Source organism: Novosphingobium capsulatum NBRC 12533, from assembly GCF_001598375.1.
Taxonomy (GTDB): Bacteria; Pseudomonadota; Alphaproteobacteria; order Sphingomonadales; family Sphingomonadaceae; genus Novosphingobium; species Novosphingobium capsulatum.
Genome location: NZ_BCYV01000025.1, coordinates 1 through 26,891 on the forward strand (window position 1 = coordinate 1; position 26,891 = coordinate 26,891).

General features: G+C 66.4%; 24 protein-coding genes and 1 tRNA gene. 10 read left to right on the top strand and 15 right to left on the bottom strand.

The annotated features are described in order from the left end of the window. The 8 genes from SCA01S_RS18955 to SCA01S_RS18990 form a co-directional block, all read right to left on the bottom strand. Positions 1-350, bottom strand: a 350-nt coding sequence (locus SCA01S_RS18955; RefSeq protein WP_369405419.1) for a major capsid protein, incomplete at its 3' end; no start/stop codon positions are given. 12 nt (positions 351-362) lie between these two features. Then, positions 363-848 (bottom strand): hypothetical protein, encoded by a 486-nt coding sequence (locus SCA01S_RS18960; protein ID WP_062788215.1) that lies wholly within the window; start codon positions 846-848, stop codon positions 363-365. A gap of 37 nt (positions 849-885) precedes the next feature. Then, on the bottom strand, positions 886-1,314 hold the full coding sequence (locus SCA01S_RS18965) for a hypothetical protein (RefSeq protein ID WP_062788216.1): 429 nt from the start codon (positions 1,312-1,314) through the stop codon (positions 886-888). Continuing rightward, positions 1,311-2,984 (bottom strand): portal protein, encoded by a 1,674-nt coding sequence (locus tag SCA01S_RS18970; protein WP_245652781.1) that lies wholly within the window; start codon positions 2,982-2,984, stop codon positions 1,311-1,313. Before SCA01S_RS18970 ends, SCA01S_RS18965 begins: the two co-directional genes overlap by 4 nt. After that, a complete protein-coding gene (locus SCA01S_RS18975) occupies positions 2,977-3,177 on the bottom strand; it encodes a hypothetical protein (protein WP_062788217.1) in 201 nt (66 codons plus the stop codon). The genes SCA01S_RS18970 and SCA01S_RS18975 overlap by 8 nt, the downstream gene beginning before the upstream one ends. Before the next feature lie 128 nt (positions 3,178-3,305). Continuing rightward, on the bottom strand, positions 3,306-4,814 hold the full coding sequence (locus tag SCA01S_RS18980) for a hypothetical protein (protein ID WP_062788219.1): 1,509 nt from the start codon (positions 4,812-4,814) through the stop codon (positions 3,306-3,308). Beyond that, positions 4,814-5,263: a terminase small subunit-like protein gene (locus SCA01S_RS18985; protein WP_062788220.1), complete on the bottom strand. Its 450-nt coding sequence runs from the start codon at positions 5,261-5,263 to the stop codon at positions 4,814-4,816. Before SCA01S_RS18985 ends, SCA01S_RS18980 begins: the two co-directional genes overlap by 1 nt. Then, on the bottom strand, positions 5,263-5,679 hold the full coding sequence (locus SCA01S_RS18990; RefSeq protein ID WP_157089044.1) for a helix-turn-helix domain-containing protein: 417 nt from the start codon (positions 5,677-5,679) through the stop codon (positions 5,263-5,265). Before SCA01S_RS18990 ends, SCA01S_RS18985 begins: the two co-directional genes overlap by 1 nt. A 356-nt stretch (positions 5,680-6,035) precedes the next feature. Between SCA01S_RS18990 and SCA01S_RS18995 the strand changes: the two genes are divergently transcribed. Continuing rightward, positions 6,036-6,266: a hypothetical protein gene (locus tag SCA01S_RS18995; protein WP_062788222.1), complete on the top strand. Its 231-nt coding sequence runs from the start codon at positions 6,036-6,038 to the stop codon at positions 6,264-6,266. Here the strand turns inward: SCA01S_RS18995 and SCA01S_RS19000 are convergent. Beyond that, positions 6,263-6,652, bottom strand: a complete 390-nt coding sequence (locus SCA01S_RS19000; RefSeq protein ID WP_062788223.1) for a YybH family protein — start codon at positions 6,650-6,652, stop codon at positions 6,263-6,265. The two genes, SCA01S_RS18995 and SCA01S_RS19000, sit on opposite strands and share 4 nt — an antisense overlap. Before the next feature lie 123 nt (positions 6,653-6,775). Here SCA01S_RS19000 and SCA01S_RS19005 point away from each other — a divergent pair, with 123 nt between their 5' ends. The 4 genes from SCA01S_RS19005 to SCA01S_RS19020 all read left to right on the top strand — a co-directional run bounded on the left by SCA01S_RS19005 (position 6,776) and on the right by SCA01S_RS19020 (position 12,997). Then, positions 6,776-8,059 carry an HD-GYP domain-containing protein gene (locus SCA01S_RS19005; RefSeq protein ID WP_281191563.1) on the top strand — a complete coding sequence of 428 codons (1,284 nt, stop codon included), beginning with the start codon at positions 6,776-6,778 and terminating at the stop codon, positions 8,057-8,059. 183 nt (positions 8,060-8,242) lie between these two features. Next, positions 8,243-9,655: a betaine-aldehyde dehydrogenase gene (betB, locus tag SCA01S_RS19010; protein WP_062788226.1), complete on the top strand. Its 1,413-nt coding sequence runs from the start codon at positions 8,243-8,245 to the stop codon at positions 9,653-9,655. Beyond that, positions 9,642-11,321, top strand: coding sequence for a choline dehydrogenase (gene betA / locus SCA01S_RS19015; RefSeq protein ID WP_062788229.1), 1,680 nt, complete (start codon positions 9,642-9,644; stop codon positions 11,319-11,321). The genes betB and betA overlap by 14 nt, the downstream gene beginning before the upstream one ends. Next, complete coding sequence (locus SCA01S_RS19020) at positions 11,318-12,997, top strand: trimethylamine N-oxide permease (RefSeq protein ID WP_062788231.1); 1,680 nt, start codon at positions 11,318-11,320, stop codon at positions 12,995-12,997. The genes betA and SCA01S_RS19020 overlap by 4 nt, the downstream gene beginning before the upstream one ends. Before the next feature lie 41 nt (positions 12,998-13,038). Here the strand turns inward: SCA01S_RS19020 and SCA01S_RS19025 are convergent, their stop codons facing one another. The 4 genes from SCA01S_RS19025 to SCA01S_RS19040 form a co-directional block, all read right to left on the bottom strand. Next, positions 13,039-13,788 (bottom strand): phosphocholine cytidylyltransferase family protein, encoded by a 750-nt coding sequence (locus tag SCA01S_RS19025; RefSeq protein ID WP_062788232.1) that lies wholly within the window; start codon positions 13,786-13,788, stop codon positions 13,039-13,041. Positions 13,789-13,833: 45 nt separating this feature from the next. Further along, positions 13,834-14,934: an inositol-3-phosphate synthase gene (locus SCA01S_RS19030; RefSeq protein WP_054132450.1), complete on the bottom strand. Its 1,101-nt coding sequence runs from the start codon at positions 14,932-14,934 to the stop codon at positions 13,834-13,836. Positions 14,935-15,231: 297 nt separating this feature from the next. Further along, the gene (locus SCA01S_RS19035) at positions 15,232-16,200 is read right to left on the bottom strand and encodes a CDP-alcohol phosphatidyltransferase family protein (protein WP_245652783.1); all 969 of its coding nucleotides are present in this window, start codon (positions 16,198-16,200) and stop codon (positions 15,232-15,234) included. 51 nt (positions 16,201-16,251) lie between these two features. Continuing rightward, the gene (locus SCA01S_RS19040; protein ID WP_062788236.1) at positions 16,252-16,530 is read right to left on the bottom strand and encodes a metal/formaldehyde-sensitive transcriptional repressor; all 279 of its coding nucleotides are present in this window, start codon (positions 16,528-16,530) and stop codon (positions 16,252-16,254) included. 462 nt (positions 16,531-16,992) lie between these two features. Here SCA01S_RS19040 and SCA01S_RS19045 point away from each other — a divergent pair, with 462 nt between their 5' ends. The 3 genes from SCA01S_RS19045 to SCA01S_RS19055 are packed head-to-tail and all read left to right on the top strand — an operon-like array spanning position 16,993 to position 21,427. Further along, positions 16,993-18,330, top strand: coding sequence for a carbohydrate porin (locus SCA01S_RS19045; protein ID WP_062788276.1), 1,338 nt, complete (start codon positions 16,993-16,995; stop codon positions 18,328-18,330). A 13-nt stretch (positions 18,331-18,343) separates the two neighbouring features. Beyond that, complete coding sequence (locus SCA01S_RS19050) at positions 18,344-20,071, top strand: ABC transporter permease (RefSeq protein ID WP_062788238.1); 1,728 nt, start codon at positions 18,344-18,346, stop codon at positions 20,069-20,071. Between the two features lie 48 nt (positions 20,072-20,119). Continuing rightward, entirely contained in the window at positions 20,120-21,427 is a 1,308-nt protein-coding gene (locus SCA01S_RS19055) for an ABC transporter ATP-binding protein (protein ID WP_054132447.1), read from the top strand. Positions 21,428-21,508: 81 nt separating this feature from the next. Here SCA01S_RS19055 and SCA01S_RS19060 read toward each other — a convergent pair. Both SCA01S_RS19060 and SCA01S_RS19065 read right to left on the bottom strand, forming a co-directional pair. Beyond that, positions 21,509-21,579 (bottom strand) — tRNA-Gly (locus SCA01S_RS19060). A gap of 37 nt (positions 21,580-21,616) precedes the next feature. Next, positions 21,617-23,653 carry a protein-disulfide reductase DsbD domain-containing protein gene (locus SCA01S_RS19065; RefSeq protein WP_245652787.1) on the bottom strand — a complete coding sequence of 679 codons (2,037 nt, stop codon included), beginning with the start codon at positions 23,651-23,653 and terminating at the stop codon, positions 21,617-21,619. A gap of 241 nt (positions 23,654-23,894) precedes the next feature. Between SCA01S_RS19065 and SCA01S_RS19070 the strand changes: the two genes are divergently transcribed. Beyond that, positions 23,895-25,592: an alkaline phosphatase family protein gene (locus SCA01S_RS19070; RefSeq protein ID WP_062788242.1), complete on the top strand. Its 1,698-nt coding sequence runs from the start codon at positions 23,895-23,897 to the stop codon at positions 25,590-25,592. Beyond that, positions 25,592-26,827, top strand: coding sequence for a UbiH/UbiF/VisC/COQ6 family ubiquinone biosynthesis hydroxylase (locus SCA01S_RS19075; RefSeq protein WP_062788243.1), 1,236 nt, complete (start codon positions 25,592-25,594; stop codon positions 26,825-26,827). Before SCA01S_RS19070 ends, SCA01S_RS19075 begins: the two co-directional genes overlap by 1 nt. Positions 26,828-26,891: the final 64 nt, after the last annotated feature.

Consider the following 26,891-nt stretch of genomic DNA (forward strand, 5'->3'; position numbering starts at 1 on the left):
AGGAAACCCTGGCCTTCCACCAGCCGCAGCTTGGCCGCTTCGGCGGGCTTGAGGTTGAGCAGCCGCTCGTCCACCGAAGACAGCCCCTCGACAAAGCCGGTGGTGTCCTTGACTTCGGTATAGTTGCCCTTGGACTGGGCGATGCCCTGATAGAGCGCGCCCCACGAAACACTGGGCAGGCCGGTTCGGATCGTCGAACGATGCTCGGTGCCGCTGTTGCAGGCCACCACGTTGGCATCCTTCATGAAGGGCGTCAGCTGGGTCAGCGCCTCCACCACGTCGCCCAGGCCGTCGCCGCCGGCCTTGAGCACGTCGATCAGGTTCCAGTAACTCGAGCCGAGAATGGCCATGAAGCTATCTCCTTAGTTCGCTTCTTGGGGGTAGAGACGTTCCCAGACGGGGCGCTGGTTGGCGCTGCCGGCATGGGCACGGGCAAAGCCGCTGTCCTCGCTGAGCAATTGGCCCAGACGGCGGAACGCGCGGATCATGTCGGGGTGGTTGCCAAAGCCGCTGTCGGCCAGGGCCTGGCGGAACGGATGCCCTTCGCCAAAGCCCAGGGCATCAAGGCCACGCGCGGCCAGATGCTCGCTTTCGGCGCGGCGCCCGCCGCCGATCTCCGGGTCGGCGGCAAATTCCTCGGCCCAGGCGCGCTTTTGCGCGGCGGCGGCATCGGCAAAATGGGCCAGCAGGGCGTCCTGCGTGCGCTGCATCACCCCTTGCGCCAGCGGCAGCAGCTTGCCTGCCTGATCGTTCGACAGGCCCAGCTCGCGCAGCACCGGATCGGCGCTGTGCAGCAACTGGGGGTCAAGCGTCATGCCATCGAGCGCCAGGTCATAGCGTTCGGGCACGCCGGCCGGGGCGATCGCTGCCGGCGCTGTCGCCGGTTCAGCGGCGCCCGGCGGGGGGAGCGAAGCGGCGCTGGCCGGCTCCCCCGCTGGCGCCGTCGCCGGCGTCGTCGTTGGCGCCAGCGTCGGTGCCGTCGGAGTCGGGAAGTTCGTCGTATCGGGTGCGGGGATGGGGTCGCTCAAGGCGGTTTTCCTTTGCACAGAGGGCAGCATCGAGCACGGCCTGCAGGGTCGTCAGGCCCAGGGGGTCGTGGCTGCGAACAGCCTGTTCCTGGCCACGATGGGCCAGCGCGATCAGGTCGAAACCCAGGCTGCGCCGCCCTTCGAGGAAGGCGAGCAGGGCGCTGTCAGCCCCGCTGGCCATTGCCTGTTGCCCCAGCAGGCCGGCACCTTGAATCGCTGCGTGCAAGAAGCGGCGAAATTCGGGGCGCGCGATCAGGAAGGCGGCATCGCTTTCGGCCAGGCTCACGGCTGGATCAGCCGCTTGAGCAGGTTTTCGCCGCCCACATCGGCACGCGAGAGCAGTTCTGCCGCAGCCGCCGCGTCCTTCATCGCCGGCACCATCTGGCTGATCTGCGCGGCGGCCTGCGCGGCATGGGCCGCTTCGCCGCGCTGCGCGCGCAACTGCGTCACGTGCGCTGCCGGCCGCATGATCCGCGCCGGGGTGCCGGCCCGCCAGGCATATTCGTCCAGCGCCTCGTCGAAATCGATCTTGTCGAGCACTTCGGGATGGGCTGCGGCCAGGTTGCCGACAAAGCCGACCACGCGCTCGATCTGGCCAATGCCGACCATGCGCTGCATCTGTTGCAGGATGCTCACGAACTCCACGCGCACGCCGCGCCCGTGCAGCGCTGGCGGTGGCGGGGGCAGCATCCTGCCACGGCTCATGATCGCAAAGGTGCGATCGATCGCCACCTGCAGCTTCTCGTTGGCCACCCGCTCGATCACCGGGCCAAGCTGGGTCAGCTTCTCCTCGTTGCGGCTGGCGATTTCTTCCACATTGCGGGGCTGCACCCCGCGCATGTTGGTGATCGCGTTGAACAGGTCGGCAAAGCTCAGGCCATCGATCTGGCGCCGGCACTTGTCCATTTCCTCGCCGATCGCGGCGACGGCCTGATAGGGCATCTGATAGGGGATCAGCACGCCCTCGCGGTCCAGCCCTGATGCCGTCACGGTCCGGCCCGGCTCGCCCGTCAGGCGCACACCGGGCGGCACGATCTTCTCGGGCTTGACCATCTGGTCGATCGCCTCGTTGCGGCGCTTGGCTTGCATCTGCAATTCGCGCAGCGCTGGCAGTGCTTCCATGCCGGGGGAATGGCCATAGGTGTCACCCCCCACCACGTCCCAGCGTGGCGCCCAGAACGGCTGCTCGTTATAGCCCGACACTTTCAGCAGGCTGTCCCCGCGCGCACCGGCCTCCCAATAGACGCTGCGCCAGGCCTTCGAACCAAAGCGATGCGGATCGTGGTCGGGGTCAGGCTCGATGGCGTGAAACACCTCGACCACGGTTTCATACTGGCTGCGGTCATAGAGTGCGCGCACGGCGGGAGAGACCGCCGCGCCAAAGGATTCCACCGCCTGGCGCACGCTCATCGGGCAAGTGCGATAGAGTGTGTCGGGCACCAGCGCGTCAGACAGCGCGATCCAGTATTCGCCAAAGGTCAGCGCATGGCACACCGCCCCCGCGTGCGGATGCTCCACCATCACGCAGGCTTCGGTGCCGAACAGGCTCATCTCGCCATAGCCGGCCTTGGCCGCGCCATAGAAATTGGTCGATGCCAGAAAGGCATAGATCCGCCGCTCGACCGCCGAAAGCCAGGCGCGCACGCCATCGGCCTCCATCAGGTCATCATCGGCGGTCTTGAGCGTGAACCACGGCCTCGACGCGCTCGACAGGCCCGAGGTCATGCCGTTGGTCAGCGTGCGGAACGCCTCGATGCCATGGGGATCGAACAGCGTGCGGTTCCATTGCCGCCGCCGTGCGCCGGAACGGTCCTTGCCGCCGGCTAGAAAGCGCGAGCGTGCCGGCTGGGCGAACCGCGCGATCTGCTCGGCTTCGGCCTCGTAATCCTGGCGCACGGATTTCATCCCCGCCAGGCGCGCCTCGCAATGGGCGCGGATCGATTTGGGATCAGCCAAGCGTGCCTCCAGAGCCAAGCGTGGTCGAAGAAATCCGCGCGCTGCCGGTCAGCCCGAGGGGCGAAGTAACCATCCCGGCCAGGATCGCGCGCCGCCAGCGGGCATTGTCCATGGCGCCGGCGGGCGCCCCCTGGTCAGGCAGTTTCAGGGTCTGCCGCTCGGGTGTGGTGGGAACGGTGGGCGTGCTGCACATCTTGGCACCTCCATGAATGATGGTGCTTGTATGGCGGCGCGGCGCGGGGTTGAATCGCTGCGGCTGGCCCTGTCAAAAAGCCCCGGCCAAGCTGGCCAGGGCTTTGTAAATTCGCCGGTTTTGCTGCGTCAGCCGAGTTCGCCGTAACGCCCCGCGCCATCGTCTGGTTGCACCGCCGGCTCCAGCCAGGCCGGCACCGCGCGCGGGCCCACCGCCTCGGCAAAGGTGCAGGCCAGGGCATCGGCCCAGTCCGGGCTGGGCAGGCCCCGCCGCTTCATGTCAGGCTTCTTTTCCAGCTGCACGCGGGTATCGTCCGCCGCAAAGGAATAGGTCGGCCCGATCAGATCGTCCCGCAGCCGATCGCTGTCGGGCACGGCGCCCTGGCCCAGCCAGGCCCGCATCCGCGTCCACATTTCCGCGCGCTTGTTGGCCGTGGGTACGCTCACCCCCGGCTCCAGCTCTGCCTCGCGGCCCTTGGCGCCAAACCACACCTCGATCACCGGCATGTCGCCCAGCAACTGGCGCAGCCGGTCGACCACCGCTGCGCCGACATTGCCGGCATCGACAAAGATCGCATCGGGGCGATGGCGCTGTGCCTCCAGGGCAATGTCGCCGGCCAGTTGCATGGCATCTACCCCACGCCAGCTTTTCCACGCCCGGCTGCGCGCATCGCGGCCACTACGGATGGCAAGGACGCTTTCATCATCGCCAAACCGCGCGCAGTCGACGCCAAAGATCACCGGATCGGTCGGCAGGCCAGCGGGGATCGCGCGCTGCCTTGCCGCCTCGGCCAGGTCTTGCGGAATGAACTGCATCGAACTGCTCGAGGGAAACTGGCCGCGCACGCGCACGCGCACCACGTCGCTGTCGGCGCCATAGGCCGCCACCAGTTCATCCAGATAGCGGGTGTTGACGCCTTCCACTGTGCGCGCGTCGATCTGCGCGGTGCGCCACAGGTGGCGATGCTTGGCAAAGCATTCGCGAAACGCGCCGGTATTCTGGGTGGGATTGCCAAACGCCAGCCAGATCAATTCGGTATCGGCATCGGTCAGTGCGCCCAGCGCCACTTCCCACACCTTGTCGGCAATGCCCGATGCCTCGTCAAAGATCAGCACGATGCGCCGGCCCATGTTGTGCAGGCCGGCAAAGGCTTCGGTGTTGTGCTCGCTCCACGTCACCAGGTCGGCGCGCCAGGATGGTCCACGCCCTGGCGCGGTCGATGCCAGGGCGCGGCGCGTCTGGGCAAACCAGGGGGCGGTCAGCGCCATCTGCGCCCATTTGGCGATTTCCGGCGCGGTCTTGGTGTCGAGCTGGCTTTCGGTATTGGCCGTCACCAGCACGCGGGTGTCGGGGCAGGTGTCCAGCGCCCATTTCACGATCATCGCCACCAGCGCCGATTTGCCGATGCCATGGCCCGATGCCCGCGCCAGGCGCAGCGGCGTGTGGCGCGTTGCCGGATCGGCCAGATGCGTGCCGATCTCGTCCAGCACGGCGCGCTGCCAGCGGCGCGGGCCGGGCATGCCCGCCAATGGCCCCTGGCCCCAGGGATAGGTAAACAGGGCATGGCCCAGCGGATCATGGGTGAACGCGCCGATCGCGTCGGCCAGATCGCTTGCTGCTGCCGCCTTTTTGCCCATTATCGCCCTTTCAAAACGCGCGCCCGCGCGGCGGCCAGGCGCTCGCTCCAATCCTGGGCCTGGCCCGTCTCGGTGCTTTCGCCGTATTTCCCCGGTGCCCATTTCGAGAGCAGTTTCAATCGCGTCTCCACCCGCAGCCGCGCCCGCGCCACGTTGTCGGGGTTCTTGGCCACGGCCACGCTGCCATCCGCCTTTTCCTTGCAGGTCACGTCGCCGGCATCATCGTCGGCAATTTCCAGGGTTTCCTCGGCAATGGCCTCGAACCCGGCCTCGCGCGCCAGGGCAAAGCGCCGGGCAAAGTCCTTGTCCTCAAGCCGCCAGCGCTGCACCAGGCCCGGCGCAATGTGGTGCCGCCGGCACAGCTTGCGCAGGGTCACGCCCTCGGCGAGGCCCGCCAGCAGCAGCTCTTCCAGCGCGCGATCGCGCACCGCCTTGCGCGGGCGCGGCATCAGCCCAGCACCTTGCCGGCCTGGTACGGCTTGCGATCGCTGGGCCGCGGCGCTGCGCTGGTCGGCAGGCTGCGGCCGCCGCTATGCGTGCCTTTGGGGATATGCGGCAGGTCGGCGCGCATGTTGGCGGCCCGTGCGGTGCGCGCACCCGACGCCACGATTTCCACGATGCGAAAGCGCTGGAACCGCTCCACCCGGATAAAGCCCTTGCGTTCCAGCCGCTTGACCATAACCGGCCCCATCGAGCACGAGTTATAGCCGCACAGCATCTCGATATCGATGTTGCTGGGGCAGGGCAGGCCCGCCTCTGCCGCCTCGACCAGCGCGCGATAGGTGGTTCGCTCCGTCCACGTCAGCCCCGCCAGCGAAACCTTTGCGGCAGCGGCGATGGCAGTGGGATCAGCGGGCTCAGACATCAGGATTTTTCCTTCATGGTATGCCTGGGGGGCGGCGCGTGGTGGGTCGTGCTGGGGCCTGCTGCCAATCGACAGCTGATGCCTATGGCAGCGGGTCACGGTTCGAGATCAGATGATTCAGCGCGAATTTGCGCCGTTATTCATCCGGACAAACTGCCTCGCAGACGGCGTCGGCGGCGTGTCGCGGAGGGGAACGAGCAAAGCAACGGCATGAGGATTTGATATAGGAAAAATCCTAAATATCCAGTCGAACTGCTGCCAAATTCGCGCCAAAATGCCTAAGGGTCGATTCAAGAAAAGGAAAAATCCTCTACCGACGTGGCAAATTCCCTGTCACGTCCTCGCCCAGGTGCACTATGTCCGTTTCGAATTGCGCGCAGCCGTGCCTCCGCCTGCCGCCAGGGTGGGCCTGGTTCTGTGCCAGCCTGCCCGATGGACGGCAGCATCGCTTCGGCTATGCCGCCAACGCCGATGCTGGGGCACTGCTGCGCAGGGCATGGGAGATCTGGTCGCCGGCCCGCACCGGCCCGGATGGTCGCTTCCTGGCCGCAGGGCTGGTCGTCGCGTCCGAACGTGCCGACCGTTAGGCCATGGTCACGAATATCTCGGCCATGATGAGCCAGCCTGCATCGCTTTGCCGCCACTTGGCGCAATAGCGTTCGCTGGCGTAAACCGCGCCGCTATCGGCGTGGCGGCCTTGCCACTCTCCCTGTTCCAGGGCGATTGGCTCCACCGCCGATGCCTCGATCGTCGCCGGCGTGCGCAGATAGATGCTGCGCGGGCTGGCGGCGAACTCGCGCTTCCACGCCTGGAGTTGTGCTTTGCGCCCGGCCAGCACGGCGCTGTCGCTGCCCGTCACCAGCACGACGTCGGGCGCCAGCAAGGGCCCGATCGCGGCCAGATCGGCATCGGCCACGGCCTGGTTGAAGGCGGCGCGGCGCAGGCGGATGGCAAGATCGGCAGGGTGGCTCATGCCACGCTATCACCACGCCGGCGCCGCCGGGGCAACCACTCGTCGCGTTTAACCATGTTTCTGCGGGTTTTCCTGAAGGCCGCTTTAGGCCGGGGGGAAGGTCGCGCACGCAATCTGCGGCACATGATTCGCCATGTCCCTCCCGAACACGTCAAGCTTGGCATGTTCATTTGCGGATTCGGCGGATCATGGTTCGATCATCCCTTCTGGCGCACGCGTTTCGTCATCTCGACTGCTGACGACCTTGCCAAGGTCCATGGCTGTGCCGCCCCCTTCGTGATCATCGACGAGGCGCGCGGCGGCCGATACGAGGCAGAACCGGCGGCGCCCTCGCCGCCCGCGTCCGCGGCTGTTGCAATGCCGGGCGAACCGCGTGGGCCGGTCCGCGGTTGCCGGCGTGCCGCGCCCCCACCGCCCGATCGCGCCGATGCCCTGATGCACAGCATCTCGCGCCAGCGCCGCCGCCAGGTCCAGAAAATGGTGGGCCAGGCGCGCCAGACGATGCGTGGCCTGTTCGACGATGCCCGCATGGGCCGCGCCGTGCGTGTTGCTGATACCCATCAGCTGGTGGAAGATATTGCGGAGGCCGTTTCCAGCAGCCCGCGCACGGTGATCGATGTCGTCCGTCTCAAGAGCAAGGACGAATACACCTTCGCCCATTCGGTGGCGGTGTGCACCCTGATGATCAACGCCGCCACGTTCCTTGGCCTCAGCGCCGAGGAAACCCGCGACTATGGCCAGGCTGGCCTGCTCCACGATCTGGGCAAGATCGGTATCCCGCAAGACGTGCTGAACAAGCCGGCCAGCCTCACGCAGGAAGAATTCGCCCTCGTCCGCGATCATCCCGAACATGGCTTTCGCCTGCTTGCGGCATCAGGCGATGTCTGCCCCACCGCGCTTGATGTCTGCCGGCATCACCATGAACGGCAGGATGGCAAGGGCTATCCTACCGGCCTGCACGCGGGCGAGATCAGCCGCGCCGCGGCCCTTGGCGCGATCTGCGATTGCTACGACGCGCTCACGTCCGACCGTATCTACAAGCAGGCGTGGACGCCGGTAGAGGCGCTCGCGGCGATGTGGGGATGGGAAGGGCATTTCGATCGCGACCTGCTGTTTGCCTTCATGCAAAGCATCGGGGTGTTTCCGCCCGGCATGGTGGTGCGTTTGCGCAGCAACCGCCTGGCCTTGGTCCAGCCTGGGCGCCGCACGGACACGGGCCCCCATGTGACGGCGTTCTTCTGCACGCGCGAACGCGAACCACTTACGCCGCAGGACATGCTGCTCGATGATGCCAATCCGCTCGACAGTATCGTGGGCCATGCCTGCGGTCATGAATGGGGCGTGCCCGATTGGAATCGGGTGCGGCGCCGGCTGTGGCGCGGCACGGCCGATCCCCCGCAGCTGTGAGCATGACTACCAGCATAAGCAAACTTTATGCACTATATCGGTCTCGGTGATGAAGGTCGGAAAATACCATTATGTTTTAAAAGGATATTTTTCAGCATTACAAAATTGCGATTTGCACGGCAAAATTGATTCCAAGCCGGCTTGCCGTATTCTGTGGGCACATAACGCCAGACAGAGGGCACGATGGCACCGGCTTCTTTCGATACGATCAACCCCGCCACGGGTGAGGTGCTCGCCACCATCCCCATCGCCGGCGCCGCCGAAATCGATGCCGCCGTGGCCCGCGCCCGCGCTGGGCAGCGGCAGTGGGCTCGCCTGACCGGTACCGAGCGGGGCCGCGTGCTGCGCCGGGCGGTCGATATCCTGCGCGCCCGCAACGATGAACTTGCGCTCTTGGAAACCCGCGACACCGGCAAGCCGATCCAGGAAACCATCGCGGTCGATGTGCTTTCGGGTGCCGATTGCATCGAATACTATGCCAACGTGGCAGCCACGATTGCCGGCGAGCACGTCGATCTCGGCCCCGGCGCGTTCGGCTATACCCGGCGCGAGCCGCTGGGCGTCACCGCCGGGATCGGCGCGTGGAACTATCCGCTGCAGATCGCCTGCTGGAAGAGCGCGCCCGCGCTGGCCTGCGGCAATGCGATGATCTTCAAGCCCGCCGAATTGACCCCGCTCACCGCGATCGAGCTGGAAAAAATCTATCTCGAGGCTGGCGTGCCCGAAGGCGTGTTCCAGGTCGTTCAGGGCTTTGCTGCCACTGGCCAGTTGCTCTCGCGCCACCCCGGCATTGCCAAGATATCTCTTACCGGAGAAGTCGGCACGGGCCGCAAGGTGATGGCCGACGCTGCCGCCACGCTCAAGCAGGTCACGCTCGAACTGGGCGGCAAGAGCCCGCTGATCGTGTTTCCCGATGCCGATCTCGACAATGCCGTCTCGGGCGCGCTCCTGGCCAATTTCTACTCGGCCGGTGAAGTCTGTTCCAACGGCACGCGCGTGTTTGTGCATGCCAGCGTGATGGATGATTTCCTCGCCCGGCTAAAAGCGCGGACCGAGGCGATGATCGTGGGCGATCCCGCCGATCCGGCCACCCATGTCGGCGCGCTGATCAGCCAGGCCCACATGGAAAAGGTGCTGGGCTATATTGCCAAGGGCAAGGCCGAAGGCGCCACGCTCGTCACTGGCGGCCATCGCGTGCTCGCCAACGGCTGCGACAAGGGGGCGTTCGTTGCCCCCACCATCTTTGCCGCCTGCAACGACGAGATGGTGATCGTCCAGGAGGAAATCTTCGGCCCGGTCATGGCCGTCCTGCCTTTCACCGACGAGGCCGAGGTGATCGAACGCGCCAATGCCACCGAATTCGGTCTGGCCGGCGCGGTGTTCACCCAGGATCTGACCCGCGCCCATCGCGTCGTGGCCGCGCTCGATGCCGGCACCTGCTGGATCAACACTTATAACATCACCCCGATCGAATTGCCGTTCGGCGGGGTCAAGCAATCGGGCCTGGGCCGCGAGAACAGCCGCGCCGCCATCGAGCACTATACGCGCCTCAAGAGCGTCTATGTCGCCATGGAGCCGATCGATGCCCCCTACTGATGCTGATGCGGGCGAGGTGTTCGATTATGTGATCGTCGGCGCCGGATCGGCCGGTTGCGTGCTGGCCAACCGGCTCACCGCCGATGGCCGCCATCGCGTGCTGCTGCTGGAATTCGGCGGATCGGATCGCTCGATCTATATCCAGATGCCCGCCGCGCTCGCCTATCCGATGAACACCACGCGCTGGAACTGGCGCTATGAAAGCGAGCCCGAACCACACCTCAACAACCGCCGCCTGCACTGTCCGCGCGGCAAGGGCCTGGGCGGATCGTCATCGATCAATGGCCTCGTCTATGTGCGCGGCAATCCACTCGATTTCGAAAGCTGGGAGGATCAGGGTGCGCGCGGCTGGGGCTATGCCCAGGTGTTGCCCTATTTCAAGCGCGCGGAAACCCGCGCAGAGGGCGGCAATGCCTATCGCGGCGGCGACGGGCCCCTTTCCACCACCTATGGCACCCTCGACAATCCGCTGCACCACGCCTGGATGGAAGCGGCGCAGCAGGCCGGTTACCAGCCGACCGAGGATTACAACGCCTTTCAGCAGGAAGGCTTTGGCCGCATGGACATGACCGTGCGCAAGGGCGAGCGCTGCTCCTCGGCCAAGGCGCACCTCTATGATGCGGTCAAGCGGCCCAATCTCACGGTGGTGCAGCATGCGCTGGCCACCCGCATCCTGTTCGACGGCACCCGAGCGGTAGGCGTAGAGTACGAACGCGGCGGCACGCTGCACACGGCGCGCGCCGGGCGCGAGGTAATCCTCTCGGGCGGGCCGATCAACTCGGTGCAACTGCTCAAGCTGTCGGGCATCGGCCCGGCCCAGGAACTGGCCAGCCATGGCATCCCGGTGCTGGCCGATCGCGCCGGCGTCGGCGCCAACTTGCAGGATCACCTGGAATTCTATTTCCAGATGGCTTGCACCCAGCCGATCACCCTGTTCGGCCACGCCAATCTGGTCGGCAAGGCCAAGGTGGGCCTGGAATGGCTGCTTCGGCGTACCGGCCTTGGCGCGTCGAACCACTTTGAATCCTGCGGTTTCATCCGCAGCCGCGCCGGCATCCGCTATCCCGATATCCAGTATCACTTCTTCCCGATGGCCATCAATTACGACGGCTCCTCGCTCGCCACGGAGCATGGTTTCCAGGCCCACGTCGGGCCGATGCGCTCGAAAAGCCGGGGCACTGTCACGCTGCGCAGCGCCGATCCCCGCGAAAAGCCGGTGATCCGCTTCAACTATATGAGCCACCCGGATGATTGGGCGGAAATGCGCGCCTGCGTGCGCCTCACCCGCGAAATCTTCCAGCAGCCTGCCTTTGCGCCGTTTCGTGGCCGGGAAATCCAGCCCGGCGCCGATTGCGTCACCGATGAACAGATCGATGCGTTCATCGCTGAAAAGGTGGAAAGCGCGCTGCATCCCTCGTGCACCGCGCGCATGGGCCGCGTCGATGATCCCTTGGCGGTGGTCGACCCCGAACTGCGCGTGATCGGCGTCCAGGGCCTGCGCGTGGTCGACAGTTCGGTCATGCCCTCGATCACCACCGGTAATCTCAACGCGCCCACGATCATGATCGGGGAAAAGGCGGCCGATCACATCCTCGGCAACCCGCTCCTGCCGCCGTCCAACGAGCCTTACTACGTCCACCCCAACTGGGAAACGCAGCAGCGATGATCGGTGAAGACCCCGCGATGACCTCCGCGATCACCCTGGCTGCCCCTGCCGGGGAGCTGCATCGCTCGCTCGATTGGAAGGGGGCGTTCTGGGCGTCGTCGGGTGTTCCGGCGGGCGTTCTGCTCACCATGGGTGGCATTGCCGCCACCATCGGCCAGCCAAGCTGGGTGGTCTGGATCGCCTCGATCCTCATGGGGTTCATCCAGAGCTTCGTCTATGCCGAGATTGCCGGGCTCTATCCGCACAAGTCGGGCGGCGCCTCGGTCTATGGCGCGGCGGCCTGGCTGCCCTACAGCCGCTTTGTCGCCCCGATCTCGATCTGGGCCAATTGGCTGGCCTGGTCGCCAGTGCTGACCCTCGCTACCAGCCTGGCCGCCGGCTACATCATGGCCAGCCTGTTCGCGCCCGATGCGGCGATCATGACCTGGCAGATCAAGCTGGTCGATCTCGGCTTCGTGCGCCCCGGCCTGTCTTTGCGCATCAATGCGGTCTCGCTGATCGCCACTGCGTTCCTGCTGCTCACCTTCGCCTTGCAACATGGCGGTGCGGCGCGGGCGGCCCAAGCCCAAAAGATCCTTGGCCTCGTGTGCCTGGCCCCGCTCATCCTGGTCGGCCTGATCCCGGTCATTACCGGCAACCTCCCGCGCGAGCATCTCTTCCCGCTGCTGCCCATGCTGCGCGACGCGGCGGGCCATGCCGGCTTTGGCAGCTGGAATGGCTATGGCCTGGTCCTGCTGATGGGTGCGATGTTCGGTGCCGGCTGGTCCACCTACGGCTTTGAAACCGCGGTGTGCTACACCCGTGAGTTCCGCAATCCCGCTCGCGACACGCCGCGCGCGATCATCGCCTCGGGCGTGTTGTGCATCCTCGTCTTCGCGCTGGTGCCGCTGGCGTTCCAGGCCTCGCTCGGCCTCGATGCCATGCTTTCGCCGTCGATCTACGATGGTTCCGGCGTGGCCCAGGCGCTGGCCTCGATCGTCGTCAAGGGGCTGGGCCTCGTCGCCTCCAGCCACGCCGGGGTGCTGATCGCCAACCTGTTCATCGCCATGCTGATCCTGTCGCTGCTGCTGATCGTCATGACCTCGATGATGGGATCGTCGCGCACGCTCTACCAGGCTTCGCTCGATGGCTGGCTGCCGCGCTATCTCTCGCGCGTGAACAGCCACGGTGCGCCCACTGCTGCCATGTGGACGGACCTGGGTTTCAACCTGATCCTGCTGCTGGCGTCAGACTATTTCGCCGTGCTGATGATCAGCAACGTCTGCTACCTCGCGTTCAATTTCCTCAATCTCCAGGCTGGCTGGATTCATCGCATCGATCGCGGTGACAAGGAACGCCCGTTCCGCTGCCCCACCTGGCTCCTGGCGCTGGGCTGCACGTTCGGTTTCGTCAACATGGCCTTCATGGGCGCGGGGGCGGATGTGTGGGGCGCAGGCACGCTGCGCAACGGCCTGATCGCGCTGCTGCTGATCGTGCCGGTCTTCGCCTGGCGCCACTATGGGCAGGACAAGGGCGTGTTTCCCCATGCCCTGGTCGAAGACTATGCCCGCAACAGCGATGGAACGATGACGCGCCGCGCCGGCTGGCTGCCCTGGCTTGCCCTGGCCGGCTGCGCCGCGCTCATTGCCGTCACGCACGCCTTCGCCTTGCACCACGGCGCGCCCACGGCGGGGTGATCCCCCGCCGCTGCGCTTGGGCTGTTGCTCTGTGAAAGCGGTCAGATCGCCGGGCTGAACAGCGCGGGGATCGCCTGGGGCAGGTCGGCCTCGGCCTGGGCATGGGCACGCGGGTCGTCCACGTCGATCCACCAGGCGCCATCGATTTCCATAGTTGCGGCGCGGCCAGCGTCGGCCAGCACCTGCATGCCATCGGAAAGTGATCCGGGGCGACCCATGGCCACAGCCTGGGCAATCGCGGCGGGCAGGGCCGCCGTCGCCAGGAAGGCGCCGCAATCCACCGCGTCATACGGAAAGATGGTCTTGCCGATCGCCGCGATGCTGCCATCGGGCCGCGTGCGCACCCAGGTGGCGTCGTCAGGATCGACCAGGGGATTGTCGAGCCGGCGATCGATCGCCAGCGTCACGTCACGCGTCGGCGCGCCTTCATGGGTCAGGCGCTGCAGAATCTCGGCGGAAAAGATGTGGTCGGCCATCATCAGCAGGAATGGCCCATCGACCAAGGCCGCGCCGGCGATGACGGAATGCCCATTGGGCAAGGTCCAGTCTGCCACGCGGGCGGCCTGGATGGCCACGCCGCAACGGGTGGCCAGATCAGGCAGGGCGGCTTCTACGCGGGCGGCTTCGTGCCCGGTCACCACCACGATGTGGCTGATGCCGGCAGCCGCCGCCTGGCGCACGCCCAGTTCCAGCAGGGGGAAACCGCAAACCGGGGTCAGCGGCTTGGACTGGCTGAGATCGCGCAAGCGCGATCCCAGTCCAGCAGCCAGGATAACCGCATGCCGCGGCACGGCGGCGCCATGGGCGGGCCCGCGACACGGCAGCAGTTTCCATGCTTATTCGGCTGCCTGCGGCACGGCAGCGATATATTCATCGACCATGCGCAGCGCGACATCGTCGATGAACTGTTCGGGCGGGTGCTTGCAGAAATAGGCCGACGGGCCGATCAGCGCGCCGCCTTCACCGCGTTCCAGCGCCACCTTGCAGCAACGGATCGCGTCCATCACGCAAGCGGCTGCATTGGGGCTGTCTTCCACCGACAGGCGCAGTTCCAGGTTCACCGGAACGTTGCCCCACTGCACGCCTTCCATGCGCAGGAAGCAGATCTTGTTGTCCTTCTGCCACGGAACGTATTCCGACGGGCCGATCAGGATGTTTTCTTCAGCCAGGCGCTGGGCCAGCATGGCCTGCACGGCTTCGGTCTTCGATTCCTTCTTGCTCGACAGGCGATGGCGGTCGAGCATGTTGAGGAAGTCGGTGTTGCCGCCGGTGTTGAGCTGATAGGTGCGCTCGGTGGTCACGCCGCGCGCCGAAAACAGCGTCGAGAGCGTGCGGTGCACGATGGTGGCGCCAACCTGGGCCTTGATGTCGTCACCCACGATCGGCAGGCCGGCAGCGCGGAAGCGCGCTTCCCATTCCGGGTTGCTGGCGATGAACACGGGGATGCAGTTCACCACGGCAACGCCCGCTTCCAGCGCGCATTCCATGTAGAATTCGCTGGCCTTCTGCGAGCCGACCGGCAGGAAGTTGAGCAGGATTTCGGCGCCCGATTCCTTGAGCGCGGCCACGATGTCGGCCTGGCTCGGGTCTTCACCCTCGGCCACGATGAAACCGCGCTCACCGGCGACGGTCATGTGGTCGGCAACGCCGTCGAGCACGCGGCCGCGCATCACCTTGGCGCCGGTGGTCGGCACGTCCTTGTAGAACACGGTGGTGTTGTTCGGGGCAGCGAAGATCGCCTCGCCCAGATCCTTGCCCACCTTGCGAGCATCGACATCGACCCCGAGAACGAATTCAACGTCGCCCGGCACATAGTCGCCGATGACATCATGGATCAGGCCTTGGGAAGAGTTGTTGTTCTTGTAATAGAAAACACCCTGAACCAGTGAACTGGCGCAGTTGCCGACGCCAATAACCGCGACTTTGATCGATGGCATTTTAGGTAATTCTCCTGCGGTCATGGCGGTGGCCCATGCTGATAACAGCCAGGTACCTGCCTGACACTCAAACGAAACTGTCTTTTCGCGGTGCTGCCCACCCCGCCTTCAAACAAGGAAGAATGAGTGGAACCCGGACGGTCCGGACCGGAAGGCGCCAAAATAGAGCAATCCTCGGGCCATGGCAATGGAGCCCGGTGTGGTTGTTACATTATGACTGCCATACTGCAGCTGCATTGCAACTTTGCGCTCGACTTGTCGCACACTGAAAACGCTTGGGCGCGCGCCCTCGGCGGTTCAGCGCGCGGCAACGCTATCGGTTGTCGCACTGGCAAAATCATGCTCCAGCCGCCGCGCGGCGCCGCTGGCATGGGCAATCGATGCCAGCAGCACGATATTGAGCACCACCGCTTCGAACAGGAAATAATAGAGCGGCGAGCCGGCCAGCATGGCCACCCCCAGCAGGATCGTGCGGCTGTTGGCGCCCAGGATGCGCCACGCCGGCAGCAGATCGCGGGCATGGCCCCGGGCGATCGCGCGCGCGTTTGCGGTGCCGGCCGGATCCGTGGCCAGCCGGTCATAGGCGGCATCCACCGCAACTCCGCCGGGCGCCAGGGCGCGGCCCAGCAAGAGATAGAGGCGGGCCAGTGCGGTGCCCGGCCCGGTGATCGACACGTCATCCTGGCGCAGCCACGGGTTGCCATAGGCCCACCACTGGTATTGCCGCCGCTGCACTTCATAATGGTTGGCCTGGACGATCCGGCTCAGGCCCGCGCCCACGACCGCGATCCAGCACCATGGGCTGACATGCTGCTGCAACCACCAGCCCAGCAAAAGATATACCACGGTGTGGCTGCCATAATCGCACAGCCCGTCGACCATTTCGCCATTGGGCCCGCTGCGTCCGGTCAGGCGCGCCAGATCGCCATCGGCGCCATCCACCACGTGCCAGCTCAGATGCAGGGCCAGTCCCAGCAAGGCCATCCAAGGCCAGCCCGGCTGGCAATAGACCACGCCGGCGGCCACCACCATGACGGCCCCGAACACCGAAACCATGTTGGGCGTGATCGGCGTGGGTGCCAGTGCCCAGGCCAGGCGCCACGACAGCGGATGATAGATCCGGCTGTTGAGCCAGTCCTGCAACTCGGCCGGGCGCAGCGGCCGCGGCGGGCGCACCCGCTGTTGGGTTTCGGCAGGGCCAGAGGTTGCGGTGGTGTTGGGTACGGGACGTGACGGGTTCATCGCCCGTACCCTATACCGCGTCATCGGTCTCGCCAATTGCAAACCATGTCCGTGCCCGTGGCGCGGCGGTGGGCGTCAGCGGATATAGGCCTTGATGATCGCCACCAGTTCCTCGGCGGCCTGGGTCTTGGGATCGCTGCTTGGTTGGCCGGTATCGATCATGTGCTCGCGGATATGGTCTTCGATCACTTCGGCGATGAAGCCTTCCAGGGCGCCGCGGCAGGCCGTTGCCTGTTGCAGCACGCGCGCGCATTCCACTTCGGCGTCCACTGCCCGTTCCAGCGCGTCGATCTGTCCCCTGATGCGTTTCAGCCGGTTGAGCAGTTTCTGCTTTTCGGCTGCCACATGGCTCATGATCCTGGTCCCTTTTTCACTTGATACCATACTCCCCTAGGGTATAGGGGCGGGCAAGTCGAGTCGTTCCCGGGCCGCTCCCGCGCGGTCTCAAGACGCGATGATATTCCAAGGAATCCAACCGATGCCGCGAAGTTGCAACCATACCGCCGACGAGGGCGACAGTAGGCGCTCAAGCCTGACTGGCGCTTGCGTTGCGGCCGGCAGCTCGCCCGCGGGATCGGTGCGGCACATCCGCTGATGTGTCTTCGGTCCGGCCGGGCGGTTGTCGCCTGACCAAGGACCGAATTGATGATCAAGATTGCTTTCCCGCTGGTGCGGCGCGCATTGCGCGCAACGGCCGCCTACCGCCGCCCCGCTGCCATCTGCAACACGCGCCTGTCATATTCCACCGCTAGCGCTGCGGCGGTGAACGGGTTGACGGCTGCATCGATCGAATGGCGCATGGCCGGCCGGCTGGCCATGGCTGTTGCGCTCGGCGCATTGCTCGCACAGGCGCCGGTTCGGGCCGACGCTCCGCCCGCGACCCAGGCGCCGGATCAAACCGCCGATCAAACCGCGGATCAAATCTTCGCTATCCATGGCCAATATACGCTGGTGGTGCAGGGCGTGGGCGGTTTCGCTTCCCCGTATTCGGCCGACAACAGCCTCGCCCCGCACCAGGTCAAGGCCACCAACGATGCCACGCTCTATCTCGGGGTGCGGCCCTGGCGCGGGGCGGAAGTCTGGGTCAATCCCGAAATCGACCAGGGGTTCGGCCTATCCAACACGCTGGGCGCAGGCGGGTTTCCCAGCGCAGAGGCCTACAAGGTTGGCCAGTTCAGCCCCTACTTCAAGCTGCAGCGCGCGTTCCTGCGCCAGACTATCGCCCTGGGCGGTGATGCCCTGGCCGTGGCTGCGGGGCAGAACCAGCTGCGCCTGGCCACTACCGCCAATCGCCTGGTGATCACCGCGGGCAAGATGGGCGTGGGCGATGTCTTCGACACAAACCGCTATGCCCATGATCCGCGCGGCGATTTCCTCAACTGGTCGCTCGTCGATACCGGCAGCTTCGATTATGCCGCCAACGCCTGGGGCTATACCTATGGCGTCGCGGCCGAATGGTATCAGGGTCCGTGGACCTTGCGTGCCGGGCTCTACAACCTGTCCCAGGTGCCCAACGGCGTCGCGCTGGAAAGCAATTTCTCGCAGAACGCGCTGATCGCCGAGGTTGAGCGCCGCTTCACCCTTGCTGGGCATCCCGGCGCCGTGCGCGTCACCGGCTTCCGCAACCGTGGCCGCTTTGCCCGGTTCGATGATGCCCTGGCGCTCGCCGCTGCCAGCGGGCAGGCGGTGCCGGATCTCGCGCCGGCGCGGCGGGTGCAGGATCGCCTTGGCGTGGCGTTCAATGCCGAACAGGAAGTGACCGGCAGCCTCGGCCTGTTCCTGCGCGGCGGGTGGAGCGATGGGCGGATCGAAACCTACGATTTCACCGATATCGACCGCACCCTGGCATTCGGTGGCTCGCTGGCCGGCAAGGGCTGGGGACGCCCGCAGGATACCTTCGCCGTTGCCGGCGTCGTCAACGGCATATCCGCGGCGCATCAGCGCTGGCTCGCGGCCGGTGGCCTGGGTGTGCTGGTGGGTGACGGCGCGCTGCCCCATCCTGGGACGGAGCAGATCGTGGAAGCCTATTATGCCTTCCGTCCGGTCGGCTGGGGTTCACTGACGTTCGATTATCAGCACATCGCCAATCCCGGCTACAACCGCGATCGCGGACCGGCCAATATCTTTGCCTTGCGTGTCCACGCCGGCTTCTGAAAGAGCCTGGATCATGACCACCACCCGCCTGCCCAGCTTTTCGCGCATGCTGCGGCTCACCCGCCCGAACCGCGAGGATGCGATTGCCTTCGCCATCCTTTCGGGCCTGGCCGTGCTGGTCTTCCGCGCGGCCGAAGGCGCCGTGGCCCCGCTCAGCAGTCTCAATCTCGAACCTGTCACGCTCGCTCCGGTACATCTGCCCTACTATGCGCTGCGCACCGTGCTGCGGATGTTTGCCGCGCTGCTCGCCTCCACCGTGTTCACGCTGGTAGTGGCAACGCTGGCGGCGCGCAGCCGCCATGCCGGGCGGCTGATCGTGCCCGCGCTCGATATCCTGCAGTCGGTGCCGATCCTGGGCTTCCTCACGTTCACCGTCACGTTCTTCATGAACCTCTTCCCCGGCAACGTGCTGGGGGTGGAACTGGCCAGCGTCTTTGCCATCTTCACCTCGCAGGCGTGGAACATGGCGTTCAGCTTCTATCAGTCGCTGCGCAGCGTGCCGGGCGATCTGGAGGAAGTGTGCCAGGGCTTTGCCCTCTCACCGGTGCGCCGTTTCCTGCGGCTCGATCTGCCGTTTGCCACGCCGGCGCTGGTGTGGAACGCGATGATGTCGATGTCGGGCGGCTGGTTCTTCGTGGTGGCATCCGAAGCGATCACCGTGGGCAACACCACCGCCACGCTGCCGGGTATCGGTTCCTATCTCGCCATGGCGATCCAGCAGCAGAATTTCCACGCGGTGGGCTGGGCCGTGGGCACGATGGCGCTGGTCATCCTGGCCTATGACCAGCTGTTCTTCCGCCCGATCGTAGCCTGGGCCGATCGCTTCCGCTTTGAACAGACCGCCAGCGCTGATGCCCCGCAAAGCTGGTTTCATGATCTCTTGCGCCGCACCCGCCTGCTGCCTGTGGTGCTGGCGCCGCTGGCCACGCTGGGTCGGGTGCTCCTTGCGCTCGAACCGCGCGCGCGGCGCCAGCGTGTCGTGGTCGATGGCGCATCCAACCCCTGGCTGGAACGGCTGTGGCAGGCAGGGGTGTGGCTCGGCGTGATCGCGGCGCTCGGCTGGACCGGGCACTACGTGCTCACCTCGCTTACCTTGCAAGACATGGCCCAGGCCCTGGGCGACGCCATGATCACCATGGTGCGCGTGATCGTGCTGATCGTGCTGGCCAGCCTGATCTGGGTGCCGCTGGGCGTAATGATCGGCCTGCGCCCGCGCCTTGCCGAACGGGTTCAGCCAATCGCCCAGTTCCTAGCGGCCTTTCCCGCCAACGTGCTGTTTCCCTTTGCCGTCATCGCCATCGTGCGGTTCGGCCTGGCGCCCGATGTGTGGCTGTCGCCGCTGATGATCCTGGGCACGCAGTGGTACATCCTGTTCAACGTGATCGCCGGGGCCAGCGCCATTCCCAACGACCTGCGCGAAGCGGCCGGCATGTTTGGCGTGCGCGGGTGGCAGTGGTGGCGCCAGGTCGCGCTGCCCGGCATCTTCCCGTACTATATCACCGGCGCCCTTACCGCGTCGGGCGGATCGTGGAACGCCTCGATCGTCGCCGAAGTGGTCACCTGGGGTGATCATCATCTGCGTGCCCATGGCCTTGGCGCCTATATCGCCGATGCCACCACCGCTGGAAACTATCCGCAGGTGGCATTGGGCATCGCGGTGATGAGCCTGTTCGTGCTCGGCTTCAACCGCCTGGTGTGGCGCCCGCTCTATGCCTTTGGCGAACGCCGCCTGCGCCTCTGACTGCCCGCCTTTTCCCTGTCCCTGGCTTATCGTTTTCGGAGTATCCCCATGGCAACTCTCCTGCCGCCCCAGCCGCTGATCGAGGTCAAGGGCCTGAACCATTTCTATGGTCCGCCGCCCGGTGGCCATCTCGTGCTCGAAAACGTCGATCTCACGCTCTACCAGAACGAGGTCGTCGGGCTGCTCGGCCGCTCCGGCTCGGGCAAGTCCACGCTGCTGCGCTCGATCGCCGGCCTGATCCATCCGCGCCAGGGCACCGTTGCGCGTATCGCCAGCGAGGATTGCCCCGATCCCAGCGTAGCCATGGTGTTCCAGACCTTCGCCCTGTTTCCCTGGCTCACCGTGCTGCAAAACGTGGAACTGGGGCTCGAGGCGCAAAAGGTGCCGGCCGCCGAACGCCGTAGCCGCGCGCTGGCCGCGATCGACCTGATCGGCCTCGATGGCTTTGAAAATGCCTATCCCAAGGAACTGTCGGGCGGCATGCGCCAGCGCGTCGGCCTGGCGCGCGCGCTGGTGGTCAATCCCTCGCTCCTGCTGATGGATGAACCCTTTTCCGCGCTCGACGTGCTTACCGCCGAAACGCTGCGCACCGATCTGCTCGATCTCTGGTCGGAAGGGCGCATGCCGATCAAGTCGATCCTGATCGTCACCCACAATATCGAGGAAGCGGTGCAGATGTGCGATCGCATCCTGGTGTTCTCGTCCAACCCCGGCCGCGTCGTGGCCGAGATCAAGGTGGATATTCCCCGCCCGCGCGACCGACTCGATCCACCGTTCCGCGCGCTCGTCGATGACATCTATGCGCGGATGACCGCCCGCCCGGCCGATGCCGCCCGCCCGCGTGAAGGGGTGTTCCCCGGCACTGGCATCGCCATGGTCCTGCCGCATGTGTCCACCAACACGCTGGCCGGCCTGATCGAAGAGGTCGACGGTACCCCGTTCAACGGCCGCGCCAGCATGGCCGAACTGGCTGATTCCCTCAATTTCGAGATCGACGATCTCTTCCCCATGGCCGAAACCCTGCAACTGCTGCGCTTTGCCGAACTGCGCGGGGCCGAACTGCTGCTCACGCCCGCGGCGCGCCGCTATGCCCAGGCCGATGTCGATCACCGCAAGGCGATGTTCGGAGAGGCGCTGCTCGCCCACGTTCCGCTCGCCGGCCACATCCGCCGCATCCTTGATGAACGCGCCAGCCACAAGGCCCCCGCGCGCCGCTTCCGCGACGAGCTGGAGGACCACATGAGCCCGGATTTCGCCAGCGAAACGCTCAAGACCGTGACCAACTGGGGCCGCTACGCCGAAGTCTTCACCTACCACGAGGATGACGACCAGTTCAGCCTGGATGATCCGCAATAATCCGGCGTGGGGCACTACGCGCGCCTACCGGATTTGCGGGTATGAAGAAGGAATGGGAGCGGAAAAGACTTGGGGGAATGCCGCCGGTGAAGGGAATCGAACCCTCGTATTCAGCTTGGGAAGCTGCTGCTCTACCATTGAGCTACACCCGCTCGGGTGCGGCGCGATTGCCACAGGGGGGCGGGGCGGTCAACCGTCTTGTTTGGCGCCTGCGGCAAGGTCGGGCAGGGTCTGCGGGGTCAGCACCTGGGGCAGCTTGGTGGGGGTTGCGGCGCCCGGCGCATACCACAGGTAGAGCGGCACGCCCGCCGCGCCCTGGGCTGTCAGGAAGGTGGTGATCGCCGGATCGGCCCGCGTCCAATCGCCCACGATCACCTGCACGCCGGCCTTGGCAAAGGCCTTGGCGGTGGTGTCGCGATCGATCGCCACGCTTTCGTTGACCTTGCACGACAGGCACCAGTCTGCGGTGAAATAGAGGAACACCGGCTTGCCGCTGGCGCGCGCGCGATCGAGCGCGGCCTGGCTGAACGGCTGCGTGCCGGGCAGCCCTTCACCTTGCGTTGCGGGCTTTGCGGCAAGGCGCGGGGCGCCGAGCAGGGCGGCAGCGATGAGCGCGATCGCCACTGGGGCCAGCCACGCCAGCACGGTTCGGCCCTGGCGCCGCTGCCGTTCGGCCATGACCAACACGATCAGCAGTGCCACGGCCAGCGCCAGCGCTGCGCCCATCAGGCCAAGGCCACCCTGGCGCCAGGCCAGCCACAGCAGCGCCGCCACCGTCAGCCCCATGGGTACGGCCATGGCGCGACGGAAGCGGTCCATCCACGGGCCGGGGCGCGGCAGGATGCGGCGTAGCGGCGGCACGAAGCCGATCAACAGGAACGGCAGCGCCAGGCCCAGGCCCAGCGCGGCAAACACGGCCAGCCCCGCCACTGGCGGCAGTACCAGCGCCACGCCCATGGCGGCCGCCATGAACGGCCCGGTGCATGGCGTCGCCACGAAGGCCGCCAGCAGCCCGGTGCCAAAGGCGCCGCCCACCGTGCCGGCACTGGCGCCGCTGCGCGAGACAGACAGACCTGGCAGTTCATAGAGCCCGGCAAAGTTTGCCGTGATCGCCGTCGCCAGCAAGACCAGCAAGGCCACCACGCCCGGGTTTTGCAACTGGAATGCCCAGCCCACCTGCGCCCCGCCGGCGCGCAAGGCCAGCAGTGCAGCGCCCAGCGCGAGGCAGGCCAGGATCACCCCGGCGCTATAGGCCAGCCCTTCGGCTTGGGCATGCCGGCTGTTGCCACGTGCCAGCGCCATGGCCTTGAGGCTGAGGATCGGGAATACGCAGGGCATGATGTTGAGGATCAGGCCGCCGGCCAGCGCCCCCAGCATGGCCAGCACCAGCGTGCGCCAGGAAAACGGTGTCTGCGCGCTGCCGCCGATCGGCGTGCCGCCCTTGGGCACCGCGCCGGGCACGGTCGTGATCGCCAGACCGCCAGCGCCAGGGCCCAGCGCCAGCACGCCCGAAATGCTTTGCGGATGCTCGGCCATGGCACCTTTGGCCCGCGCCAGAGTGACGATCAGCCGATCGCCCTGCCGGGCAAAGGCCTGGGGCGCGGCATAATCGATCACGCCCTGGCCAGCGATGAAGAAGTGCGGATCGGCAATGCGCGCGGTCGCGGGGAAGGGGATGGCGAGCGCGAGGCCGGTGGGCGTTGCCTCAAACTTCCCCTGCTGGTCGAGCCGTGCCGGCAGGGCGGCGCGCCACGCGGCAAAGCGGGCGTCCTTGGGGCCATCGCCCACGGCGATCGTGCCCATCAGGCTGGCGCGTTCGGGCACGCAGATCTGGTTGGTGCAAGCCAGCCACTGCGCCTTGGCGCTGACCGGCAGGGTGCTGCCCGGCTGCGCATCAGTTGGCACCGTCACCGGCACCAGCACGGCATAGGCCTGTTCATAGACGTGGTTCATCAATCCCTGCAGGACCAGGGTCTGCGGCACGGGAAACTGCAGGTCGCCAGCCTTGGCCCCGGCCGGCAGGCTCCAGTCGAGCGACAGCGGCAGGCCAGCGTCGCCCGGATTGGTCCAATAGCCGTGCCAGCCCGCCTCTGGCTGCATCAGCACGGCCATCGTCACGGTCTGGCCCGGTTGGGCGGGCCCCTCCGCTAGCAGCGTGGCGCGGATATGCGGGGCGCTGCCGCTTTCGTTCTGGGCCTGGAGCGGCTGGGCGCCGAGCAGGGCCATCGGCAAGAGCCACAAGACTGCAACAATTGCGCGCAATGGCGGGGTCAGTTGCGCCAGGGCGCCCGTCATGCTCTTCCAGAATCGCTGCAACAGGGGCACACGCTCTCCGTTTCCGGCGCGAAAGATCATTCTAACGCCCGCGCGATGTAAGGCACATGGCCGGCGTCGTCCAGAACGCCTCTTGGTGAATACCCCAAGGGCGGGATGGACAAGGCCGGCGGCATTCCGTTGAGGTAACTTCATGCGAAACAAACCGGTCCTGACATCCGCCCTGATCACCCTTGCGGCAACCCTGGTGATGGCGCCCGCCACGTCCATCGCCGCGCCAGCCGCCGCGCCGCAGCCTGCCGCCGCGCCGGCACCCAGCGCCGCCGTCACCACGCCGCCGCGCCTGGTGATCGCACTGGCGATGGACCAGTTCTCGGCCGATCTGTTTGCCGAATATCGCAGCCACTTCACCGGCGGCCTGGCGCGGCTGGCCAGCGGCGCGGTGTTCCCAGCCGGCTATCAAAGCCATGCCGCCACCGAAACCTGCCCCGGCCACTCCACCCTGCTCACCGGCAATCGCCCGGCCCACACCGGCATCATCGCCAATACCTGGATCGATCAATCCGCCGCGCGGGCCAAGAAAGAGGTCTATTGCGCCGAGGATGAAACCCGCGCTGCCGCCGATCCCAAGGACTACGTCGCCAGCGTCGGCCACCTTCTGGTGCCTACCCTGGGCGAGCGGATGAAGCAGCAGTGGCCGGCCGCGCGCAACGTGGCGGTTTCGGGCAAGGACCGCGCCGCCCTGATGATGGGCGGCCATGTGATCGACCAGGTGTGGTGGTGGAAGAACAACGGCTTCGTCACGCTCGATGGCCGGGCCGGCATTCCCGCCGCCGCGCAGGAAAATGCCACCGTGGCCAAGCTCCTCGCCAAGGGCGCCCCGGCGCTGCCGCTGCCGGCGTTCTGCGCGGCGCGCGAAGGCGCGGTGCAGGCTGGCAGTGCCACGGTCGGCACCGGGCATTTCGCCCTGGCGGCGGGCGATACCACGGCGTTCCGTGCCTCGCCCCGCCTCGATCAGGCGACGCTCGATCTCGCGCTCAAGCTGGTGGACGCGATGAAGCTGGGCAAGGGCCCGGCGCCCGACATGCTCGCCGTCAGCCTGTCGGCAACCGATTACGTGGGCCACAGCACCGGCACGCAGGGGCCGGAAATGTGCATCCAACTGGCCACTGTCGACCAGGCGCTGGGCGCGTTCTTTGCCGCGCTCGATGCGCGCGGCATCGATTACGGCGTGGTGCTTTCGGCCGACCATGGCGGCTTTGACATGCCCGAGCGACAAAACCGCGAGGCGATGCCGCAGGTCGCCCGCGCCGAGATGGCGCTATCGCCCAAGGCCTTGAGCGAAAAGGTCGCGGCCAAGCTCGGCTTGCCGGCCAAGGGCCTGATCCTGGGCGATGGCACTGCCGGCGATTTCTGGGTCGATGCCGCGCTGCCCGATGCGGAAAAGACCACCGTGGTGGAAACTGCCCGTGCCATCCTGCTGGCCCACCCGCAGGTGGCCGCCGTGTTCACCGCCCCCGAAATCGCCGCGACGCCGATGCCGTCCGGCTCGCCCGAAACCTGGAGCCTGATCCAGCGCGCCCGCGCTTCGTTCTATGGTCCGCGCTCGGGCGATTTCGTGGTGATGCTCAAGCGCGGGGTCATGGCGCTGCCGCAACCGGGGCCGGGCTATGTCGCCACCCATGGTTCGCCGTGGGATTATGACCGCCGCGTGCCGATCCTGTTCTGGCGCAAGGGCATGACCGGGTTTGAACAGCCTTCGCCCGTTGAAACAGTGGACATTGCCCCCACCCTTTCGGCATGGATCAATTTGCCGGCGCCGCAAGGCGCCTATGACGGTCGCTGCCTTGATCTCGATCCGGGGCCGGGCAGTACCTGTGGAGTGAAGTGATGAACGACGTGGCGGCAGAGCAGGCCCTTTCGGGCGACGTGGTGATCCTGGGCGGCGGCCTTGTCGGCATGACGCTGGCGATCGGCCTCGCCAAGCAGGGTCTGTCCAGCCTGGTGGTCGATTCCTCCGATCCGGCGGCGCAAACCGCCGCCGGGTTCGACGGGCGCGCCTCGGCCATCTCTACCGCCAGCTGGAACCTCTATACCAACCTCGGCATGGCCGAGGCGCTGGCCCCCAAGGGCTGCCCGATCGATGCCATCGCCGTGACCGACAGTATGAAGCCCGGCCGCATCGATTTCCGCCCCGGCGCGGAAGAGGGCTCGCTGGGCCGCATGTATGCCAACCGCGATCTGCGCATGGCGATGTACGAGGCGGCTGCGCGGGAAAGCCTGATCACCTTCCTGCCCAATGCCCAAGTTGCCACGCGCGAACGCGGCGATCACGGCGTGTCGGTTACCCTCGCCGATGGCCGCCTGCTCAAGGGCAGCCTGCTGGTGGCCGCCGAAGGGCGCCGCAGCCCCACCCGCGATGAAGCAGGCTTTACCCCGGCACGCTGGGACTATGGCCATCGCGCCATCATCGCCGGGCTGACCCATGAACGCAGCCACGAGAACACTGCCTGGGAAATCTTCTATCCCGCCGGTCCCTTCGCGCTGCTGCCCCTGCTGGACGAGGCTGATGGCACGCACCGTAGCGCCTTGGTGTGGACCGTGGCGGAAAAGGATGCCGCCGGGGTTCTCGCCCTGGGCGAAGCTGCCTTCCTGGCAGAGGTGGACAAGCGCATGGGCGGCGTGTTCGGCAAGATCGCGCTCAACGGCCCGCGCTCGTCCTATCCGCTCAATTTCCACCATACCGCCAAAATCGTCGATCATCGCCTGGCGCTGGTGGGCGATGCTGCACACGGCATGCATCCGATCGCCGGGCAGGGCCTCAATGTCGGCCTGCGCGATGTCGCCGCGCTGGTAGAGGTCTTGGCCGAAGGTGCGCGGCTGGGTCTGGAGCCGGGCGACGCGCAGTTGCTCGCACGCTATGAACGCTGGCGCGCCGCCGATACCTTCATGGTTGCGGCTGCCACGGACGTGCTCACCCGCCTGTTCGGCCTGCGCGGGCGCCTGCCCAGCATGGTACGCCGCTTCGGTATGGCCGGCGTGCAGCGCCTGCCCACGCTCAAGCGCTGGTTCATGGACGAAGCGCGCGGCATGAGTGGCAAGCTGCCAGACCTGCTCAAGGCCTGAGCCATATGGGGTGATCTTTGCCTGCCCTGGCTGCGCGCCGGGGCAGGCATGCCCTGTCACCGGC

Coding starts and splice junctions, on each gene's coding strand:
- SCA01S_RS18990 (WP_157089044.1), bottom strand. CDS start 5,679: ATGTCTGAGCCCGCTGATCCCACTGCCATCGCCGCTGCCGCAAAGGTT.
- SCA01S_RS19050 (WP_062788238.1), top strand. CDS start 18,344: ATGACCACCACCCGCCTGCCCAGCTTTTCGCGCATGCTGCGGCTCACC.
- betA (WP_062788229.1), top strand. CDS start 9,642: ATGCCCCCTACTGATGCTGATGCGGGCGAGGTGTTCGATTATGTGATC.
- SCA01S_RS19045 (WP_062788276.1), top strand. CDS start 16,993: ATGGCTGTTGCGCTCGGCGCATTGCTCGCACAGGCGCCGGTTCGGGCC.
- betB (WP_062788226.1), top strand. CDS start 8,243: ATGGCACCGGCTTCTTTCGATACGATCAACCCCGCCACGGGTGAGGTG.
- SCA01S_RS19040 (WP_062788236.1), bottom strand. CDS start 16,530: ATGAGCCATGTGGCAGCCGAAAAGCAGAAACTGCTCAACCGGCTGAAA.
- SCA01S_RS18980 (WP_062788219.1), bottom strand. CDS start 4,814: ATGGGCAAAAAGGCGGCAGCAGCAAGCGATCTGGCCGACGCGATCGGC.
- SCA01S_RS18985 (WP_062788220.1), bottom strand. CDS start 5,263: ATGCCGCGCCCGCGCAAGGCGGTGCGCGATCGCGCGCTGGAAGAGCTG.
- SCA01S_RS19020 (WP_062788231.1), top strand. CDS start 11,318: ATGATCGGTGAAGACCCCGCGATGACCTCCGCGATCACCCTGGCTGCC.
- SCA01S_RS19035 (WP_245652783.1), bottom strand. CDS start 16,200: ATGACGCGGTATAGGGTACGGGCGATGAACCCGTCACGTCCCGTACCC.
- SCA01S_RS19065 (WP_245652787.1), bottom strand. CDS start 23,653: ATGGCCCTGCTCGGCGCCCAGCCGCTCCAGGCCCAGAACGAAAGCGGC.
- SCA01S_RS19030 (WP_054132450.1), bottom strand. CDS start 14,934: ATGCCATCGATCAAAGTCGCGGTTATTGGCGTCGGCAACTGCGCCAGT.
- SCA01S_RS18995 (WP_062788222.1), top strand. CDS start 6,036: ATGTCCGTTTCGAATTGCGCGCAGCCGTGCCTCCGCCTGCCGCCAGGG.
- SCA01S_RS19055 (WP_054132447.1), top strand. CDS start 20,120: ATGGCAACTCTCCTGCCGCCCCAGCCGCTGATCGAGGTCAAGGGCCTG.
- SCA01S_RS18975 (WP_062788217.1), bottom strand. CDS start 3,177: ATGTGCAGCACGCCCACCGTTCCCACCACACCCGAGCGGCAGACCCTG.
- SCA01S_RS19000 (WP_062788223.1), bottom strand. CDS start 6,652: ATGAGCCACCCTGCCGATCTTGCCATCCGCCTGCGCCGCGCCGCCTTC.
- SCA01S_RS19070 (WP_062788242.1), top strand. CDS start 23,895: ATGCGAAACAAACCGGTCCTGACATCCGCCCTGATCACCCTTGCGGCA.
- SCA01S_RS19075 (WP_062788243.1), top strand. CDS start 25,592: ATGAACGACGTGGCGGCAGAGCAGGCCCTTTCGGGCGACGTGGTGATC.
- SCA01S_RS19005 (WP_281191563.1), top strand. CDS start 6,776: ATGATTCGCCATGTCCCTCCCGAACACGTCAAGCTTGGCATGTTCATT.